We start from the raw sequence: 15,999 nt of genomic DNA on the forward strand, positions 1-15,999 counted from the left end.
CGCTTTCCAACAACCACATTGACAAACCGTGATTCACCTCACTTTAATTCAAAAGATATAATCAATAATGAATTGACAACTCAAAAAGAAGCCAGCCGACAAGCACCTGCTTTAAGCAGAACAACTTATAAATATCTCACGAAGTCACCTACAGGGTGTTGTTTGACATATTTTAGAAACAAGTCACAGCATGGCATTTAACAATATGGCAAAGTGCCAGCCATAAATCGTAACGTTTCGATTTATTTAAGCAGGCAAACGGCTTAATACGCCATATTTTATTCAACCATAAAGATGACGATTAATTATTATGTATTTAGTATTAGATATCGGAGGCTCATCGGTAAAATACGCTTTTATTGAAGATAACTGGACAACATTATCTAAAGACGCTTTCCCGACTCCAAAGGACGGTTTAGACAGCCTGATCAAGGAAATTGATAAAATTGTAAAACGTTACCCGGCACAATTGACAGGCATTGCTATCAGCTCTCCTGGTGCGGTTAACAGCAAAACAGGGATTATTGAAGGAGCCAGCGCTATTTCCTATATTCATGGCCCTAATATTAAACAGATACTTTCTCTGCGTTATAATCTGCCGGTAGAAATTGAAAATGATGCTAACTGCGCAGCCCTGGCAGAAATATGGCAGGGGGCAGCCAAAAATGTAAATGACTGCTGCTTTGTTATTATCGGCACCGGCATAGGCGGTGCTATTGTCCGCGAACGGAAAATTCATAAAGGCAAAAATCTGCACGGCGGCGAATTCGGCTTTGCGATAAGCAGAGAAATAAACGGCAGGCTGCTGACTTTCAGCGACATGGCTTCAACTCGAGGTCTGATAGAACATGTTGCCAGACGTAAATCAGTCCCTAAGGATTCACTCAACGGAGTGGATGTTTTTATAATGGCTGATGACGGTGATAAAGAAGTTATCGAAGAAATTCAGGACTATTATTATCGACTGGCTGTGGGTTTATATAATATTCAGTGTATTGAAGATCCGGAGATTATCGTCTTAGGCGGCGCTATCAGCTGCCGCGCAGGTTTGCTGCCCGAGCTGGAAAAAGCCCTGGATAAGATCATCAGCAAAATTGAATACCCTGCTGTCAGACCGACTTTAAGTGTCTGCCAGTTTAATAATGATGCAAACCTTTACGGCGCTCTATATCATTTTCGAAGTGAAACCAGGTTAACAGAAAGTACAACTGCATTAATGCAGAGCTGCTGAGCCAGTTTTCCGCCAGAGGCACAACAGGGCCTCTGAGCAGATAATCTTCACAACAGACCGCAAAAGAATTCAGCTTCTTAAAGCTAAAATGCAGATTAATAAACACAATCTGTTATCTGTTTAAAAGGATAATACAGGCGTCGAAGGCGAAGTAAACATTCCCGTTTTCTACAGTACAGGCTTTATGTCTCTCTCTGTTCATCATGATAATACTGGTGATCAATAATCCGCACAAAGGGCAGATAGATAAGCGTGATCAGCACTAAATTAACCAGCTGCATAAGCGCACCTTTAACACCGGCAGTTAAAAAACCAGAAATAAAAATAGGGGTTGTCCATGGAATCGGCATACCGTTAGGACTCGGCACCAGCCCGATATAAATAACAAAATAAGTGAATAAGGCAATAAATACCGGGCCGAACACCCAGGGAATAAGCATCACAGGATTAAGAATAATAGGCATACCGAATATAATCGGTTCATTAACATTAAACAGATTCGCCGGCAGCGCCATTTTACTTAATGATTTAAGCTGTCTGGACCGGCCGACAATAAATACCGCAATAATCAGCCCTAATGTCAGACCGCTTCCCCCCATCAGCAGATAAACAGAACGGAAAGAGCTGGAAACAATATAGGGTATTTCTCCGCCAGCTAAAAATGCAGAGTAGTTCTCGATGGCTAATGAATCCAGCACCGGAGTCATCACTGAGTTAACTACCATACCGCCGTGAATACCCAGCATCCATAACAGCTGTTCGAATAAAACAATAAGGGCAAGTGCGGCCGGTCCGTCAGTAACATTCTGCAGCGGCCTCTGCAGGGCACTGTAGATAATGCTGTGCAGACTATCAAATGCAAACCAGCCCACCAGGACTTTAATCGCAATAAAAACAGCCAGGGTAAGGAAAACCGGAATAATCGCATTAAATGACCGGGTAACACCCTCGGGAACACTTTCCGGCATTTTTATATACAACTTATAATCCATGGCAAATTTAACAATATGGGTAACTAATAGGCCGACAAAAATAGACACAAAAATCCCCTTAGCCCCCAGGTATTCCAGTGATAAACCTTTAATACCGCCGCCCTGTTCCAGTTCAATAGAGAAAGGCAGTAGAAATAAAAAACAGATCAGCGACAGGACTGCAATCATTAATGCATCAAGTCTGAATGCTTTAGCCAGATTATAGCCAACCGATACAGCTGTGATCAGTCCCATCAGGCCGAATGTAACATCAGCAATTCCCCACATATAATCTGACCAGTTCTTTCCCAAAAGGTCTGCCATAAAAGGCCCGTATCCCGGAATAGGGAATGCTGCAATCAGCATAAAAAGTGAACCAGCAATCAAAAGCGGCATATTAACTAGAAATGCATCCCTGACAGCATTCAAATAGGTATTTCTCGAAAACGCCTCAGCCAGCGGCAGCAGATAACGTTCCAGCTTATCAAATATTGTTGTCATTAACTTTCCCTGTTATTTCTGTTAAATATTAACAAGCTTAGCCTTAATACTAAGCAGAGTTCAGATTATAGAACAAAAATTACCGCAACGTTACAAAACACACGAACGCCAACCGGTAAGCGCTTACCAAGTGACAATAAAAATCTGACGCAACAGTATTTCTTCTTAAGTACGCTATAAAGCAGTAAACACAGACACCACTACAGAAGAACACCTCACCAAGAAAAACAAAGTCAAGGACTTATACTTTCAACTGGTGATCAACTTCACACTCCCAACAGCAAACAAACGGAAAGCGTTTACCAAAACAATCCAAAGCAATATAGTGTCAATATTCATTAAAGCAAGGAGTTTATCGTTATGAAAAAAATCATGTTATGCTGCTCAGCAGGTATGTCTACCAGTATGCTGGTAAAAAAAATGCAGAAAGAGGCTGAAAGTCGAGGCCTTCCCGCTGAAATCAAAGCCTTCGGTGCAGCTGAATTCGACAATCAGCTTGCGAATTACCAGGTTGTTCTTTTAGGCCCGCAGATCAAATACATGCAGGCCGACCTGCAGCAGAAAGCCAATGCTCATGGAATCAAGGTTGAAGCGATCAACACCATGGACTACGGCATGCAGAAAGCAGACAAGGTATTAGATTTTGCTCTTGAGCTTATCGGTTAATCGAGGTTATCTATGCAGTATAAATTTCCACAAAACTTCTGGTGGGGCAGCGCAACATCAGCTCCGCAGACTGAAGGTGCCGCTTTTGAAGACGGCAAAGGCGAAAATATCTGGGATCACTGGTTTAAAGAGCAGCCTACCCGCTTTCATAATCAGGTAGGTGCCACAGACGCTTCAACCTTCTACCGTAACTATCGTGATGATATTGCGCTGATGAAAAAGATTGGCCATAACAGCTTCCGTACTTCAATTTCCTGGTCGCGCCTCATTCCCCAAGGTACCGGGACGGTTAATCAGCAGGCGGTTGATTTTTATAATAATGTTATTGACGAGTTGCTTGCTCAGGGGATTGAGCCGTTTATCAACCTGTTTCACTTTGACATGCCGATGCCGATGCAGGAAAAAGGCGGCTGGGAGTCTCGCGAAGTAGTTGATGCTTTTGCTGCTTTTGCCGAAGTTTGTTTTAAGTTATTCGGCGACCGCGTCAAATACTGGTTTACTTTTAATGAACCCATAGTGCCGGTAGAAGGCGGTTACCTGTACGACTTCCATTATCCTAATGTCGTCGACTTTCAACGTGCAGCGGCCGTCGCCTTCAACTCTATTTTAGCCCACAGTAAAGCGGTACAGAAATATCGTACACTGCAGCTTAAAGGTGAAATAGGCATTATTTTAAATCTGACCCCTTCTTATCCGCGTTCGCAAAATCCGGCGGATTTAAAAGCTGCCGATATTGCCGACCTTATCTTTAACCGCAGTTTCCTTGATCCTGTAACTCTGGGGGAATTTCCGCAGGAGTTAGTGGACTTATTAAAAGAATATAAGCAGCTGCCAGGCTGTGAAAAAGGTGATTTGGAAATCATAGCAGCAGGTAAAGTGGATCTGCTTGGAGTAAATTATTATCGTCCACGCCGCGTTTGTGCCCGTGCCAATGCAGTTAATAGCGACGGTCCGTTTATGCCGGAGTGGTTCTTTGATAATTATGATATGCCCGGCTGTAAAATGAATCCCCACCGCGGCTGGGAGATTTACGAAAAAGGCCTTTATGATATTTTGACCGATCTTCGTGAAAACTACGGAAATATTCCATGCTTCATTTCAGAGAACGGTATGGGTGTAGAAAACGAAGAAAAGTTCATTGTGGACGGTCAGATTCAGGATGATTATCGAATTGAATTTGTAAAAGATCATCTGAAATGGACTCATAAAGCGATTAGCGAAGGCTCAAACTGCCTCGGTTATCATTTATGGACCTTTATTGACTGCTGGTCCTGGTCAAATTCCTATAAAAACCGCTATGGATTTATTCAGCTGGATCTTGCATCGCAAACACGGACCATTAAAAAAAGCGGTGACTGGTTTGCTGATGTATCTAAAGATAACGGCTTTAACTAAGGAGAAAAGTAATGGATTTAGAAGAACAGGTTATGGGCATTATTATCAATGCAGGACAAGCACGCAGCCTCAGTTATGAAGCATTAAAAAAAGCCAAACAAGGCCAGTTTGATGAAGCACAGACATTATTAGATGAGTCTCAGGAAGCCGCCAAGGCAGCACATGCTGTGCAGACGAAGCTGATTGAATATGATCAGGGTGAAGGTAAAACGAAAATGACCCTGGTAATGGTTCATGCACAGGATCACCTGATGACTTCAATGCTGGCAAAAGAACTGGTAACAGAAATGATTGCACTGTACCAGCATATAGAAACAGTAAATGCATAAACTGCGGGGGGAGCAGTCCCCCCTGATATTATAAAATGAATACCTTAGACCCGGCTGACGGCCGTGAGCAGTAATTAAATTTAGCGGCGGAGCTTTTTTACCTGCAGTTCACAGCTTCCTGTGAAAGTGTACTAATGTGCTGATTAATTTGAGTGGTTAGATATTAAAACACCTCTAATCAGGCTAAAATCAGCGGCACCATAAATTGATGGAGTCCACTATGGCTCATGCAACATTAAAAACATTAGCAAAGCATACCGGGTTATCAGTAACCACGGTATCCCGTGCACTCAAAGATGCTCCGGAAGTGAAACAGCCGACTAAAGATATCGTTAAAGCGGCAGCAGAAGAACTAGGCTACCGCCCTAATCTTTCCGGTGTCGGGCTGAAAACCGGACGTAACTTTAATATCTGCGCCATTTTTCCAGTACAGAAACCCGGTGACATGATCGGGGATATTAGTACTCTGCCGCTGATTGAAGGGTTAACCAATGCGCTGGAAAACACCCCGTATCATTTGACTGTTCTGCCGATGAAACCAGGCGAAGATCCCCTGCTTTCGGTCAAATATGTTGTTGATAACCATATTGCTGACGGCGTTATTTTCAACCTGACTAAACCTGCAGATGAAAGGGTCAAATACCTCAATGAAAAAGGCTTTCCATTTATTACATTTGGTCAAACCGAGATGAGTATTGAACATCCTTATTATGATATTGACAACTACGATTTTGCTTATAGAGCGGCAACCCACTTGTTTAACCAGGGATGCAGGCATATCAAGCTGTTTATATCCTCACTCGATTATACCTATAGCTGGCATAAAATTTACGGAGTACGCCGGGCGTCTCTGGAATGCGGGTTTCAGTTTGATCAACACAAAGATACTGCCGCTGGTTATGAAATGGAAGACTACCAGGAATATACCAGGCAGCTGCTGAGTCAGGAGGATGCACCTGACGGTATTATCTGCAGCTCGGAAATTTCAGCCATGGTGATCCTTGCCGGGATAAAAAGCGCCGGTAAAGTTGCGGGAAAAGATGTTCACATAGTGGTAATGGAAACCTGCTCTTTACCGGCCTACTTTACACCGCCAATATCCGGCTTTAGGCAGAACTTTCATAACTCAGGTCGTAATCTTGCACAAATGCTGATACGTAATATTGAAGGTGAAGCACCTGAAAATCTACAGCTAGTAGACAAACCAACATTTTACCAGCGCTGAAGCAGCTGCTGTTAAAACAATTTTAACAGCAGTGAAATTAGACTTTTAAGCAGCGCAAAGTGCATTAAAGACAAAGATGCTGAGTATTTTATATATTTTTATTTAAAAGGACTAATTAATGGAGACAACAGATCACCCTGTGTTTTTGAAAATGCACAATGTCATTCAAAATTATGCATGGGGCAGTACAACATCCCTGCAGGAACTGTTTGCGCTGAATAATTCAGAAAATCAGCCTCAGGCTGAAATCTGGATGGGAGCCCATGCCAACGGATGTTCAAAGGTTAATATTAACGGCACCACAATGCCGCTTTCTGATTTTATTAACAGTGATGCCCGCGCCGTTTTAGGGGATAAAACCCAGGCAGAATTTGGCGAACTGCCTTATTTATTTAAAGTATTAGCGGCAGAAAAAGCACTGTCAATCCAGGTACATCCAAATAAAAAACAAGCTGAACAAGGGTTTAACAAGGAAGAGCTGCAAAACATACCTTTACAGGACGCAGCCCGTAATTATAAAGATGCTAATCATAAACCCGAGCTGGTTTTTGCATTAACCCCTTATCAGGCTATGAATGGTTTTCGTGATATTGAAGAGATCATAGCGGCCTTTGAGCAGCTGGACATTGATGAACTAAGCCCCCTGCTCAACCGTTTTACCCGGCAGAAAAACAGCCTCGGGCTGCAGGAGTTTTTTAGCGCAATGTTATCATTACAGGGCAAAGCCAAAGAAAGTGCCGTCAATTCACTGCTCCGTGCAGCCGGAAGTAATACGCAGGATGAGATATATGCACTTATTCTCTGCCTAGCTGAACAGTATCCCGGAGATCTCGGCCTGTTTTCACCACTGCTGCTCAATGTTATTACCCTGCAGCCGGGTCAGGCAATGTTTCTTGATGCCTGCACACCGCATGCCTACATTAACGGCACAGGGCTGGAAATAATGGCAAACTCAGACAATGTATTACGGGCAGGCCTGACGGGTAAACATATTGATATTAAAGAACTGGCCGCTAATACTCTATTTGAGAGCAAAGCCTATAACAGTATTTTATCTGTGCCTGAAATAAGTACAGGTGCCGAGCACTACCAGATTCCTGTATCAGACTTCAATTTCAGTGTCTACCGGCAAGGGCTGACTCTGCAGACACAAAGTGCAGAAATCATTTTTGCTGTTGATGCCCCGCTCACTTTACGCCATGAAAACCAGGAAAGACTGACCATAAATAAAGGCGAATCCGTGTTCATCCCGGCTTACAGCAGAGCCTATCAAGTGCTCAGCCAGGGCTGCTTTGCACGCGCATATAACTAAGGGCTGGCTGTGCGCCTAATAAAATGGAAAACATTTATTTCCGTCAACCCACCTGAATAAAAAAACACTGCCTGAGAATTTAAAATTCAGGCAGTGGAAGCAGCTTACTAGCTGTATACTCATCAGCTATTAATAAACGCGTACAGCAGGGTGCCGACAATTTTTAATATTCCAATTCAATACCGCTTAAAACCATATTTTTCAAAAAGTTAAACCACACTCTCGGTATAGAAACAATTCAGCGGCACAGTGAGTTAACTCACAAATGAATCAGCCTGTTTACTGACCAGAAAATGTTTTATTTTATTCAGTTTTAAATGTCTTATACTTCATTTACGATTAAATATAAACGGATTTAATATTGACTGGATGTTAATACTTACTCGCTTGACCTCAATTTTACTTCTACTTACTTTTTGTTATAGCGGAGGGGCTTTTGCGAGCGCGAAATTCACCCAGGGTTATGAGGCATCACAAGCAGGGGATTATAAACGGGCAATCGAACTGTGGACACCATTAGCCGAAAAAGGTGATGCAGCAGCCCAGTATACGCTGGGCTGGATGTATGAAAGCGGAAAAGGCGTCCCGAAAAACGCTCAGCAGGCGGTGTACTGGTATACAAAAGCGGCTGAGCAGGGAGATGTTGCATCGCAGTACGTACTTGCCACTATGTATGAAAAAGGCACAGAGATTCCAGAAAATCAGCACAAAGCGGTAAGCTGGTTTTTAAAGGCGGCCAATCAGGGGGATGCGGTTTCACAGTTCAAACTAGGGGTGCATTTTCAAACCGGCAGCGGTGTTCAACAAAGTGATAAAGAAAGCCTGATGTGGTTCCATAAAGCCGCTGAACAGGGCCATATAACCGCACAAATAAACCTCGGCAAGGTATATCAAAGCGGCAAAGGAACAACGCAGGACTATCAGCTGGCAATACAGTGGTACGAAACGGCCGCCACACAGGGTAATGCTTTAGCTCAGTATCACCTCGCTTTTATGTATGAGTACGGCCGTGGCGCCCCTCTCAATTATCAGCAGGCCAAATCTCTATATTTAAAATCAGCGACGGCTAATTATTCACCTTCAGCTTTCAAAGTTGCTGAATTCTTTGAATTAGGTAAAGGCGGGGATATCGATTTAAACAATGCCCGCCTCTGGTATGAAAAAGCAGCGTCTCAAGGCAACAATGCAGCTCAATATAAACTAGGTACTATTTACCAGCTCGGCCTTGGCACAAATAAAGATATTCGCCTGGCACTAGACTGGTATAACCAGGCTGCTAGACAAAACCATGCTTTATCGCTGTATCAGCTTGGTGTTATTTATCAGGAGGGAGATCGAAGGATAAAAGTTGACTACGTAAAAGCCGCTAAATATTTTCAAAGAGCATCATCACAGGGTAATAAACAAGCAACAGGACGCTTAGGCTATTTATACGAACATGGTTTAGGGGTTAAAAGCGATCCATGGCTTGCCAGCTCTCTTTATAAAAATGCATCGCAGAAATGGGCTCAGGAACGTTATCTGATACTTTCCAAACTAAATAAATGTCATGAAAATGCCACAACTAAACTATTTACCCTGCCCATCGCCTGCAGCAGCCGGGAATTATTAAGGAAAAAAATTAAAGATCAAAAAATCACCGCGATAAATGAGGATCTCAACAGCTGGTCTGATACTTATTTTACCGGGGCCGTAATACGAGGCACCAGTGAATTAGAAGTAATCTACACCAGAGAAGATCTGTTTGTCAGCGCAAAATATACTTTTATCGGACGCAGCAAGCCGGATCTGATTACCCGGGTTAAAAATAAAATCAGTAAAAAACATGGTCAGCCGCATAGTCAGTCTGGAGATGTTAAGCAGGGTAAAGCAAGCTTTCAGTGGCTGCTGAGCGACGGTATAAAGTTAACGGTTCACCGGGGCTGGCCGGATACCACTACCTTTGTCACTTACTCCCTGCCGGAACATGTCTCTCTATTAGAAAAGCAGCAGGCACAGTCTAAGGATAAAAGCTATAAACCGCAGAGCAAAGCTTCAGATGAAATATCAGAAATACCAGAGCCGGGACTTTTTTGAGTATTATAAAAACATTGTCCTGCCTCGTTCATTCCCATAAAATCAATCTCATATGAAAAGAACTATTTCAAAGTACTAGTGCTGCAGATAGTTTATAAAAATTAATGTTGTATTAAATAAGTTGAGTCCATGGATACTAACCTTTTACTTTTTATCGGCACCGCATTTAGTTTCGGCATGGTAATTAACTTTACCGGTCTGCCTCCCATGGTCGGCTTTCTACTCGCTGGCTTTGCACTGAATTTTTTCGGGTTTGAATCAAGTGAAGGTTTGAATACCTTAGCTAATTTAGGAGTTACTCTATTACTTTTTTCTATCGGCCTAAAACTGGATATCCGCACCCTGTTTAAAACTGAAGTATGGGGAGGCGCCTCAATTCATATAAGCGCCAGTATTGTTTTTTATACCCTGCTTTTATTTGCCTTAAAACAGCTGGGTTTGAGTTTTTTCGCCGATCTGGATACCTTAGGTTTAATCTTAGTTTCCTTTGCTTTAAGCTTTTCCAGTACCGTATTTGCGGTAAAAATTCTCGAAGAAAAAAGTGAAACTAATTCACTGTACGGGCGTATTGCTATCGGTATCCTGATCATGCAGGATATTTTTGCCGTGCTGTTTTTAACGCTTTCAGTTGGTAAAGTCCCCTCTATCTGGGCCTTCGCACTCTTTGCACTGCCGCTTATTCGACCATTATTATTTAAACTGCTGGATAGAGCTGGTCATGGCGAACTGCTGGTTTTATACGGCTTTTTCTTAGCATTAGTTATCGGTGCCGGAATATTTGAATCCGTTGGCATGAAAGCCGACTTAGGTGCACTGATTGCCGGTATGCTGCTGGCAGGTCACCCGAGTGCAAAAGATATGGCAAGATCTCTGTTTAATATGAAAGAGCTGTTTTTAATCTGCTTCTTTTTAAGCATAGGTTTAGGCGGACTGCCGAATATGGATCACCTGTTAATCGCATCTATATTATCAGTTCTGTTATTCGGCAAAATTGCACTGTATTTCGTAACCTTAACTAAATTTAAACTACGCTCCCGTACTTCTCTTTTTGCCGCATTTTCTCTCGCCAACTACAGTGAATTCGGCTTAATTGTCGCATCCCTGGCAACCTATAAAGGCTGGTTGTCGCAAGACTGGTTAATCATTACCGCTATCGCAGTATCGCTCAGTTTTATTATTGCCTCTCTGTTAAATAAATATTCCGATGATATCTACAGCCGTTTTACCCGCTCCTTAAAACGCTTCCAGGCCACTCGTTTACACTTAGACGACCGTCCGGTACGAGTGGGTGATGCCCAGATTTTAGTGATGGGTATGGGACGGATCGGCGCAGGGGCTTACGATGCATTAAAAGTTAATTATGGTGAAAAAGTAATGGGAGTCGATTACGACCATCAGACAACCCTGAAACACCGTGAATACGGACGAAGGGTGATTACCGGTGATGCCCTCGATTCTGATTTCTGGAATAAACTGCAGTTAACAGAAAATATAAAACTGATTTTATTAGCCATGCCGGACCATAATGGTAACCGTTATGCGGCTGAGCAGCTTAACAAAATTGCCAGCTGCAGTTTTAAAGTCGCCGCCCTGGCGCATTATAAAGCCGATGAAAAGGAGCTCAATGAACTTGGTGTTAGCCCGGTTTATAATATGTACGAAGAAGCCGGCTCAGGTTTTGCGCACCATGTCTGGACAGAACTGCAGCCGCAGCTGACAACAACTCAGCATAAACAGGAACTGTAAAGCTGTTGATGGAAAAAGGCGTTACAGCAGCCTACGCTTTTTTCTGCCTCCTGCCGATAATAAATACGGCCTGATTTCCATGCAGAAATGACTGAATATTCAACATCAGAGCATAAATCTGTTCATTTATCGACTTGCTGAACGGCACATTTCCATGTAGTTTGGACTATTACAGTGTGACTTTTAAATTAACTGCACTGATTTAGTGTGACTTTTCTTGCTTATTCTGCAAAAATCGTCTGCATACTTTCTCGATTAAACTCGTTCTCTTTTTGCTTTGTTTAAGCAAATGGAAAAGCATTATTAATACAAAAAAACGAATTTTCATCAATATTCGTTTAAGAAAAAGGTAACGTTATGTGTTCTATTTTTGGTGTGCTCGACATTAAAAGCGATCCTCTCGCACTGCGCCAGCAGGCAATTGAAATGTCAAAACTGCTTCGTCACCGCGGACCGGACTGGTCTGGTGTTTACTCGTCTGATAAAGCTATTCTTGTTCATGAACGTCTTTCAATTGTTGACGTAAATACAGGCGCACAGCCACTGTACAATCAAAATGATACACATATCCTTGCGGTAAACGGCGAGATCTACAACCACAAAGACTTAGAAGCTGAATTAACCTGCGGTTACCAGTTTAAAACAAAATCTGACTGTGAAATTATTCTTGGTTTATACGAAGAAAAAGGTAATACCTTTTTAGATGACCTTAACGGTATCTTTGCTTTCTGTTTATATGATGCAGAAAAAGACAGATACCTGATCGGCCGCGACCATATGGGTATTATCCCGCTGTATATGGGCTGGGATGAGCACGGCAACTTCTACGTTGCATCAGAAATGAAAGCATTAACGCCGGTTTGTTCAAAAGTTCAGGAATTTCCGCCGGGACATTTTCTAGATAGTGAAATAGGTGAGATAACTAAATATTATGTTCGTGACTGGATGGAATATGATGCAGTTAAAGATAACCAGGGCAGTGCGGCCGAAATCGGTCAGGCACTTGAAGAGTCTGTTAAGCGTCAGCTTATGTGTGATGTACCCTATGGTGTATTACTGTCAGGCGGTTTAGATTCATCAGTTATCTCTGCAGTCACACAGAAATTTGCTAAACAGCGTGTCGAAGATAATGATCAGTCCGGCGCATGGTGGCCGCAGCTGCACTCTTTCTCTGTAGGCCTTGAAGGCTCGCCGGATTTAGCAGCGGCAGAAAAAGTTGCAAAAGAGCTGGGTACTGTACACCACCCGATTATCTTTACTGAACAAAACGGTATCGATGCACTGCGTGAAGTTATTTATCATCTGGAAACCTATGATGTGACCACTATCCGCGCTTCGACTCCTATGTATCTGATGGCACGTAAGATAAAAGCCATGGGTATCAAAATGGTACTTTCCGGTGAAGGTGCAGATGAAATCTTCGGCGGCTACTTATACTTCCATAAAGCGCCTAACTCTCAAGAGTTCCATGAAGAGTTAAACCGTAAACTTAACAAACTGCATATGTTTGACTGTTTACGTGCTAACAAATCAATGTCAGCCTGGGGTGTTGAAGCACGCGTCCCCTTCTTGGATAAAGAGTTCCTGGACGTAGCAATGCGTACTAACCCGGAGCTTAAAATGATTAAAGACGGCCGTATCGAGAAAAATATTCTGCGCGAAGCATTTGACGGTAAACTGTTAAGCGAAGTTTTATGGCGTCAGAAAGAGCAGTTCTCCGACGGTGTGGGTTACAGCTGGATTGATACGTTAAAAGAACATATCGAAACGCAGGTAACGGATCAGCAGCTGGCAACAGCGCAGTTCAAATTCCCGATCAATACGCCGGATACTAAAGAAGCTTACTTCTACCGCAGCATTTTTGCCGAGCACTTCCCGCTGGACAGTGCAGCAGAATGTGTACCGCACGGAAAATCGGTTGCCTGTTCAACCGTTGAAGCATTAGCCTGGGATGCAAGCTTCCTGAATAATGCAGATCCTTCCGGCCGCGCAGCCGGCATCCACCACGATGCATACAAGCAGAAATAAACGCTTTGCTTAGGGCCTGATTATCTTTGAAAATTGCCCCTGTTGAGTCTGAAAGTTTCTCAATCAAGGCGCGAAGAATGAAGTTTAGTTGTTCTAAATGAGTGATGAGCAACGCAGAGTGAGGAATTTTCAGACTCAACCCGAAGGGCTGGGGCTATTTTTACACTCAACTTCGTTAGCAGTCATTAATGTAGAGCGACTACACTGCATGACTTCTGCCTTGCTGAGCATAAAAATAGCCTCCAGCAGGAACAAAGAGCAAAGATAAACAGGCCCTAATCATTATTTTAAAAGCGTTCCTAGGAACGCTTTTTTTATGGACAAAATACAATGACCGAACAACACCAGCAGGCCTGCCCCTGTAAAAGCGGAAAGAGCTATCAGCAGTGCTGTCTGCCTTTTCATGAGAGCAAAGCAAAACCTGAGACCTGTGAGCAGCTGATGCGCTCACGCTTCAGTGCCTTTGTACTGCAGTTCGGCGCTTACCTGTTTTCTACCTATGATGCCGACTTTCGCGGTTCATTAACCATTGAGCAGTTATCAGAAAAAACCATGGACTGGAAAAATTTACAAATTATCGCTTCTGAAAGCCTAGAGAAAACCGGTTTTGTTGAATTTAAAGCCTGGTACATTGAAAACGGCCGCTTAGGCTGCCATCATGAGCGCTCAAATTTTGTAAAAAAGGGTGATCAATGGCTTTATTGTGATGGTACTTTTTATCCAGAAGAAAAATCAGGTAAGATAGCACGTAATGGAATCTGTCCCTGCGGCAGTGGTAAAAAATATAAAAGATGCTGCGCTGCTAATTAACAATTAAAGAGATCAAAATGGAAAAGAAAACACTACTGACTGACTGCCCTGACAGCAAAGGTCTCATTGCACAGATTACAAATATCTGCCATAAACACCAGTTAAACATTGTTAAAAACAATGAATTTGTCGACCATCAACACAGCCGCTTCTTTATGCGTACTGAAATTGAGGGTTACTTTAACGATCAGACATTATTAGCCGATTTAGACTTCAGCCTGCCGAAAGGCTCGCACCGCTCGTTAATCTCATCGCAGAAAAAGCGCATAGTAATACTTGTGACTAAAGAAGCACACTGCCTGGGTGATATTCTGATGAAAAGCACCTACGGCGGCATTGATGTTGAGATTGCAGCCGTTATCGGTAATTATGATATTTTAGAAGATTTAGTGTCTAAGTTTGATATCCCTTACCATACCGTCAGTCACGAAGGTTTATCTCGTGAAGAGCACGAAGAAAAAGTTATGGAAGCCATTGCTCCTTACACACCGGACTATGTCATTCTTGCTAAATATATGCGTATTTTAACGCCGACATTTGTTGAAGCCTATGAGAATAAACTGATCAATATCCACCACTCATTTTTACCCGCTTTTATCGGTGCTAAACCATACCAGCAGGCATTTGACCGCGGCGTGAAAATTATCGGTGCTACGGCACACTTTGTTAATAATGACCTCGATGAAGGCCCGATTATTATTCAGGATGTTGCCCATATCGACCATGCATACAATGCAGAAGATCTTGCTAAGGTAGGCCGCGATGTTGAGAAATCAGTATTAAGCCGTGCGCTGCAGCAGGTTTTAGACGATAAAGTCTTTGTTTACGCTAACCGCACCGTTGTTTTTAAATAAGCATCAGATAGATAAGCAATAGAAAAAGCCGTCAGCTTGTAAAAGTTAACGGCTTTTTTATTAAAAAAGTAAACAGATAACCTAATTAACGGCATTGCTGTAAGTTACCTTTATCGGCTTATTATCTAAATCCAGCGTTTTATATAATTCCATCATATCAGCCCCGACTCCAGGTGCTCTCTGTACCTCAACTTTACCAGCCTGAGTGTTTTCCTGAGCGGCCGTCAGGCGCTGCTGCGACAGGAAGGATAAATTCTCTTTAACGTCACAGGGAATATCAGGCGCAGCGCTTCGTGACAACAGTGCTTCATTATTTAATAGCTGCTTCAAACGAATGCTGGTGAAATTATTGTTATGTAAATCTTCATTTAAAGCTGCCGCCTGCTCTAACGAAATACCTTTATTCACTAAGGGCTGTCCTTCAGGCAGGAACAGCGAATCCCGTATTGTCTGCTCAGCTAATACCTCTTCTTCAGCCGGACGGCAGGTAAACTGAGCAAAATCCCGAGCATCATCTGATAGCAAACTGAGCAGCAGATTAAATTTATCACGAGTGCCGTTATGCACAGCAGTATTTAACTGCTGACCTAACTGCCACTCATTTATTATCAGCCCGCTTTCAACTTGTTTCATATTTATACGATTTTCGACATTTAATAGACATAATCTAAGTTATCGGCAACAAACTGATTTTATTTAATGTTTTTCTTTAATTTTCTCTTCACAAACAAAAAAATACTGATATTATTCACCGCGAAATGACGGAGGGGTTCCCGAGTGGCCAAAGGGAGCAGATTGTAAATCTGCCGCGTAAGCTTCGGTGGTTCGAATCCACCTCCCTCCACCATTTCAATC

The 15,999-nt window shown here is 42.7% G+C and carries 13 protein-coding genes and 1 tRNA gene; 12 read left to right on the forward strand and 2 right to left on the reverse strand.

What is annotated here, in order from left to right:
• Positions 1-310 precede the first annotated feature (310 nt).
• Positions 311-1,231: an ROK family protein gene (locus tag G337_RS25810; RefSeq protein WP_051303063.1), complete on the forward strand. Its 921-nt coding sequence runs from the start codon at positions 311-313 to the stop codon at positions 1,229-1,231.
• A 182-nt stretch (positions 1,232-1,413) separates the two neighbouring features.
• Here the strand turns inward: G337_RS25810 and G337_RS0107780 are convergent, their stop codons facing one another.
• The gene (locus G337_RS0107780; protein WP_028863393.1) at positions 1,414-2,703 is read right to left on the reverse strand and encodes a PTS sugar transporter subunit IIC; all 1,290 of its coding nucleotides are present in this window, start codon (positions 2,701-2,703) and stop codon (positions 1,414-1,416) included.
• 360 nt (positions 2,704-3,063) lie between these two features.
• Between G337_RS0107780 and G337_RS0107785 the strand changes: the two genes are divergently transcribed.
• The 10 genes from G337_RS0107785 (at position 3,064) to purU (ending at position 15,144) form a co-directional block, all read left to right on the forward strand.
• On the forward strand, positions 3,064-3,369 hold the full coding sequence (locus G337_RS0107785) for a PTS sugar transporter subunit IIB (RefSeq protein WP_028863394.1): 306 nt from the start codon (positions 3,064-3,066) through the stop codon (positions 3,367-3,369).
• A 12-nt stretch (positions 3,370-3,381) separates the two neighbouring features.
• Positions 3,382-4,764 (forward strand): glycoside hydrolase family 1 protein, encoded by a 1,383-nt coding sequence (locus tag G337_RS0107790; protein ID WP_028863395.1) that lies wholly within the window; start codon positions 3,382-3,384, stop codon positions 4,762-4,764.
• Between the two features lie 11 nt (positions 4,765-4,775).
• Positions 4,776-5,093, forward strand: coding sequence for a PTS N,N'-diacetylchitobiose transporter subunit IIA (gene chbA / locus G337_RS0107795; protein ID WP_028863396.1), 318 nt, complete (start codon positions 4,776-4,778; stop codon positions 5,091-5,093).
• 220 nt (positions 5,094-5,313) lie between these two features.
• Complete coding sequence (locus G337_RS0107800) at positions 5,314-6,318, forward strand: LacI family transcriptional regulator (RefSeq protein ID WP_028863397.1); 1,005 nt, start codon at positions 5,314-5,316, stop codon at positions 6,316-6,318.
• A 118-nt stretch (positions 6,319-6,436) separates the two neighbouring features.
• Positions 6,437-7,630, forward strand: a complete 1,194-nt coding sequence (manA, locus tag G337_RS0107805) for a mannose-6-phosphate isomerase, class I (RefSeq protein WP_028863398.1) — start codon at positions 6,437-6,439, stop codon at positions 7,628-7,630.
• Positions 7,631-7,999: 369 nt separating this feature from the next.
• Entirely contained in the window at positions 8,000-9,706 is a 1,707-nt protein-coding gene (locus G337_RS25815; RefSeq protein WP_051303065.1) for a tetratricopeptide repeat protein, read from the forward strand.
• Between the two features lie 129 nt (positions 9,707-9,835).
• Positions 9,836-11,452, forward strand: a complete 1,617-nt coding sequence (locus G337_RS0107815; protein ID WP_028863399.1) for a cation:proton antiporter domain-containing protein — start codon at positions 9,836-9,838, stop codon at positions 11,450-11,452.
• A gap of 357 nt (positions 11,453-11,809) precedes the next feature.
• On the forward strand, positions 11,810-13,480 hold the full coding sequence (gene asnB, locus G337_RS0107820; protein WP_028863400.1) for an asparagine synthase B: 1,671 nt from the start codon (positions 11,810-11,812) through the stop codon (positions 13,478-13,480).
• A gap of 330 nt (positions 13,481-13,810) precedes the next feature.
• The gene (locus tag G337_RS0107825) at positions 13,811-14,290 is read left to right on the forward strand and encodes a YchJ family protein (RefSeq protein ID WP_028863401.1); all 480 of its coding nucleotides are present in this window, start codon (positions 13,811-13,813) and stop codon (positions 14,288-14,290) included.
• A 17-nt stretch (positions 14,291-14,307) separates the two neighbouring features.
• Positions 14,308-15,144: a formyltetrahydrofolate deformylase gene (gene purU / locus G337_RS0107830; RefSeq protein ID WP_028863402.1), complete on the forward strand. Its 837-nt coding sequence runs from the start codon at positions 14,308-14,310 to the stop codon at positions 15,142-15,144.
• An 81-nt stretch (positions 15,145-15,225) separates the two neighbouring features.
• Here the strand turns inward: purU and G337_RS27630 are convergent, their stop codons facing one another.
• Positions 15,226-15,777, reverse strand: coding sequence for a VC2046/SO_2500 family protein (locus G337_RS27630; protein WP_051303067.1), 552 nt, complete (start codon positions 15,775-15,777; stop codon positions 15,226-15,228).
• Between the two features lie 130 nt (positions 15,778-15,907).
• On the opposite strand from G337_RS27630, the gene G337_RS0107840 reads away from it, so the two are divergent.
• Positions 15,908-15,991 (forward strand) — tRNA-Tyr (locus G337_RS0107840).
• Positions 15,992-15,999: the final 8 nt, after the last annotated feature.

The organism is Psychromonas aquimarina ATCC BAA-1526 (assembly GCF_000428725.1).
In the GTDB taxonomy this organism is placed as follows: domain Bacteria; phylum Pseudomonadota; class Gammaproteobacteria; order Enterobacterales; family Psychromonadaceae; genus Psychromonas; species Psychromonas aquimarina.

Excerpts from the sequence above, each read along its gene's own strand:
- G337_RS25810 (WP_051303063.1), top strand. The coding sequence starts at position 311 with ATGTATTTAGTATTAGATATCGGAGGCTCATCGGTAAAATACGCTTTT.
- G337_RS0107780 (WP_028863393.1), bottom strand. The coding sequence starts at position 2,703 with ATGACAACAATATTTGATAAGCTGGAACGTTATCTGCTGCCGCTGGCT.
- G337_RS0107785 (WP_028863394.1), top strand. The coding sequence starts at position 3,064 with ATGAAAAAAATCATGTTATGCTGCTCAGCAGGTATGTCTACCAGTATG.
- G337_RS0107790 (WP_028863395.1), top strand. The coding sequence starts at position 3,382 with ATGCAGTATAAATTTCCACAAAACTTCTGGTGGGGCAGCGCAACATCA.
- chbA (WP_028863396.1), top strand. The coding sequence starts at position 4,776 with ATGGATTTAGAAGAACAGGTTATGGGCATTATTATCAATGCAGGACAA.
- G337_RS0107800 (WP_028863397.1), top strand. The coding sequence starts at position 5,314 with ATGGCTCATGCAACATTAAAAACATTAGCAAAGCATACCGGGTTATCA.
- manA (WP_028863398.1), top strand. The coding sequence starts at position 6,437 with ATGGAGACAACAGATCACCCTGTGTTTTTGAAAATGCACAATGTCATT.
- G337_RS25815 (WP_051303065.1), top strand. The coding sequence starts at position 8,000 with ATGTTAATACTTACTCGCTTGACCTCAATTTTACTTCTACTTACTTTT.
- G337_RS0107815 (WP_028863399.1), top strand. The coding sequence starts at position 9,836 with ATGGATACTAACCTTTTACTTTTTATCGGCACCGCATTTAGTTTCGGC.
- asnB (WP_028863400.1), top strand. The coding sequence starts at position 11,810 with ATGTGTTCTATTTTTGGTGTGCTCGACATTAAAAGCGATCCTCTCGCA.
- G337_RS0107825 (WP_028863401.1), top strand. The coding sequence starts at position 13,811 with ATGACCGAACAACACCAGCAGGCCTGCCCCTGTAAAAGCGGAAAGAGC.
- purU (WP_028863402.1), top strand. The coding sequence starts at position 14,308 with ATGGAAAAGAAAACACTACTGACTGACTGCCCTGACAGCAAAGGTCTC.
- G337_RS27630 (WP_051303067.1), bottom strand. The coding sequence starts at position 15,777 with ATGAAACAAGTTGAAAGCGGGCTGATAATAAATGAGTGGCAGTTAGGT.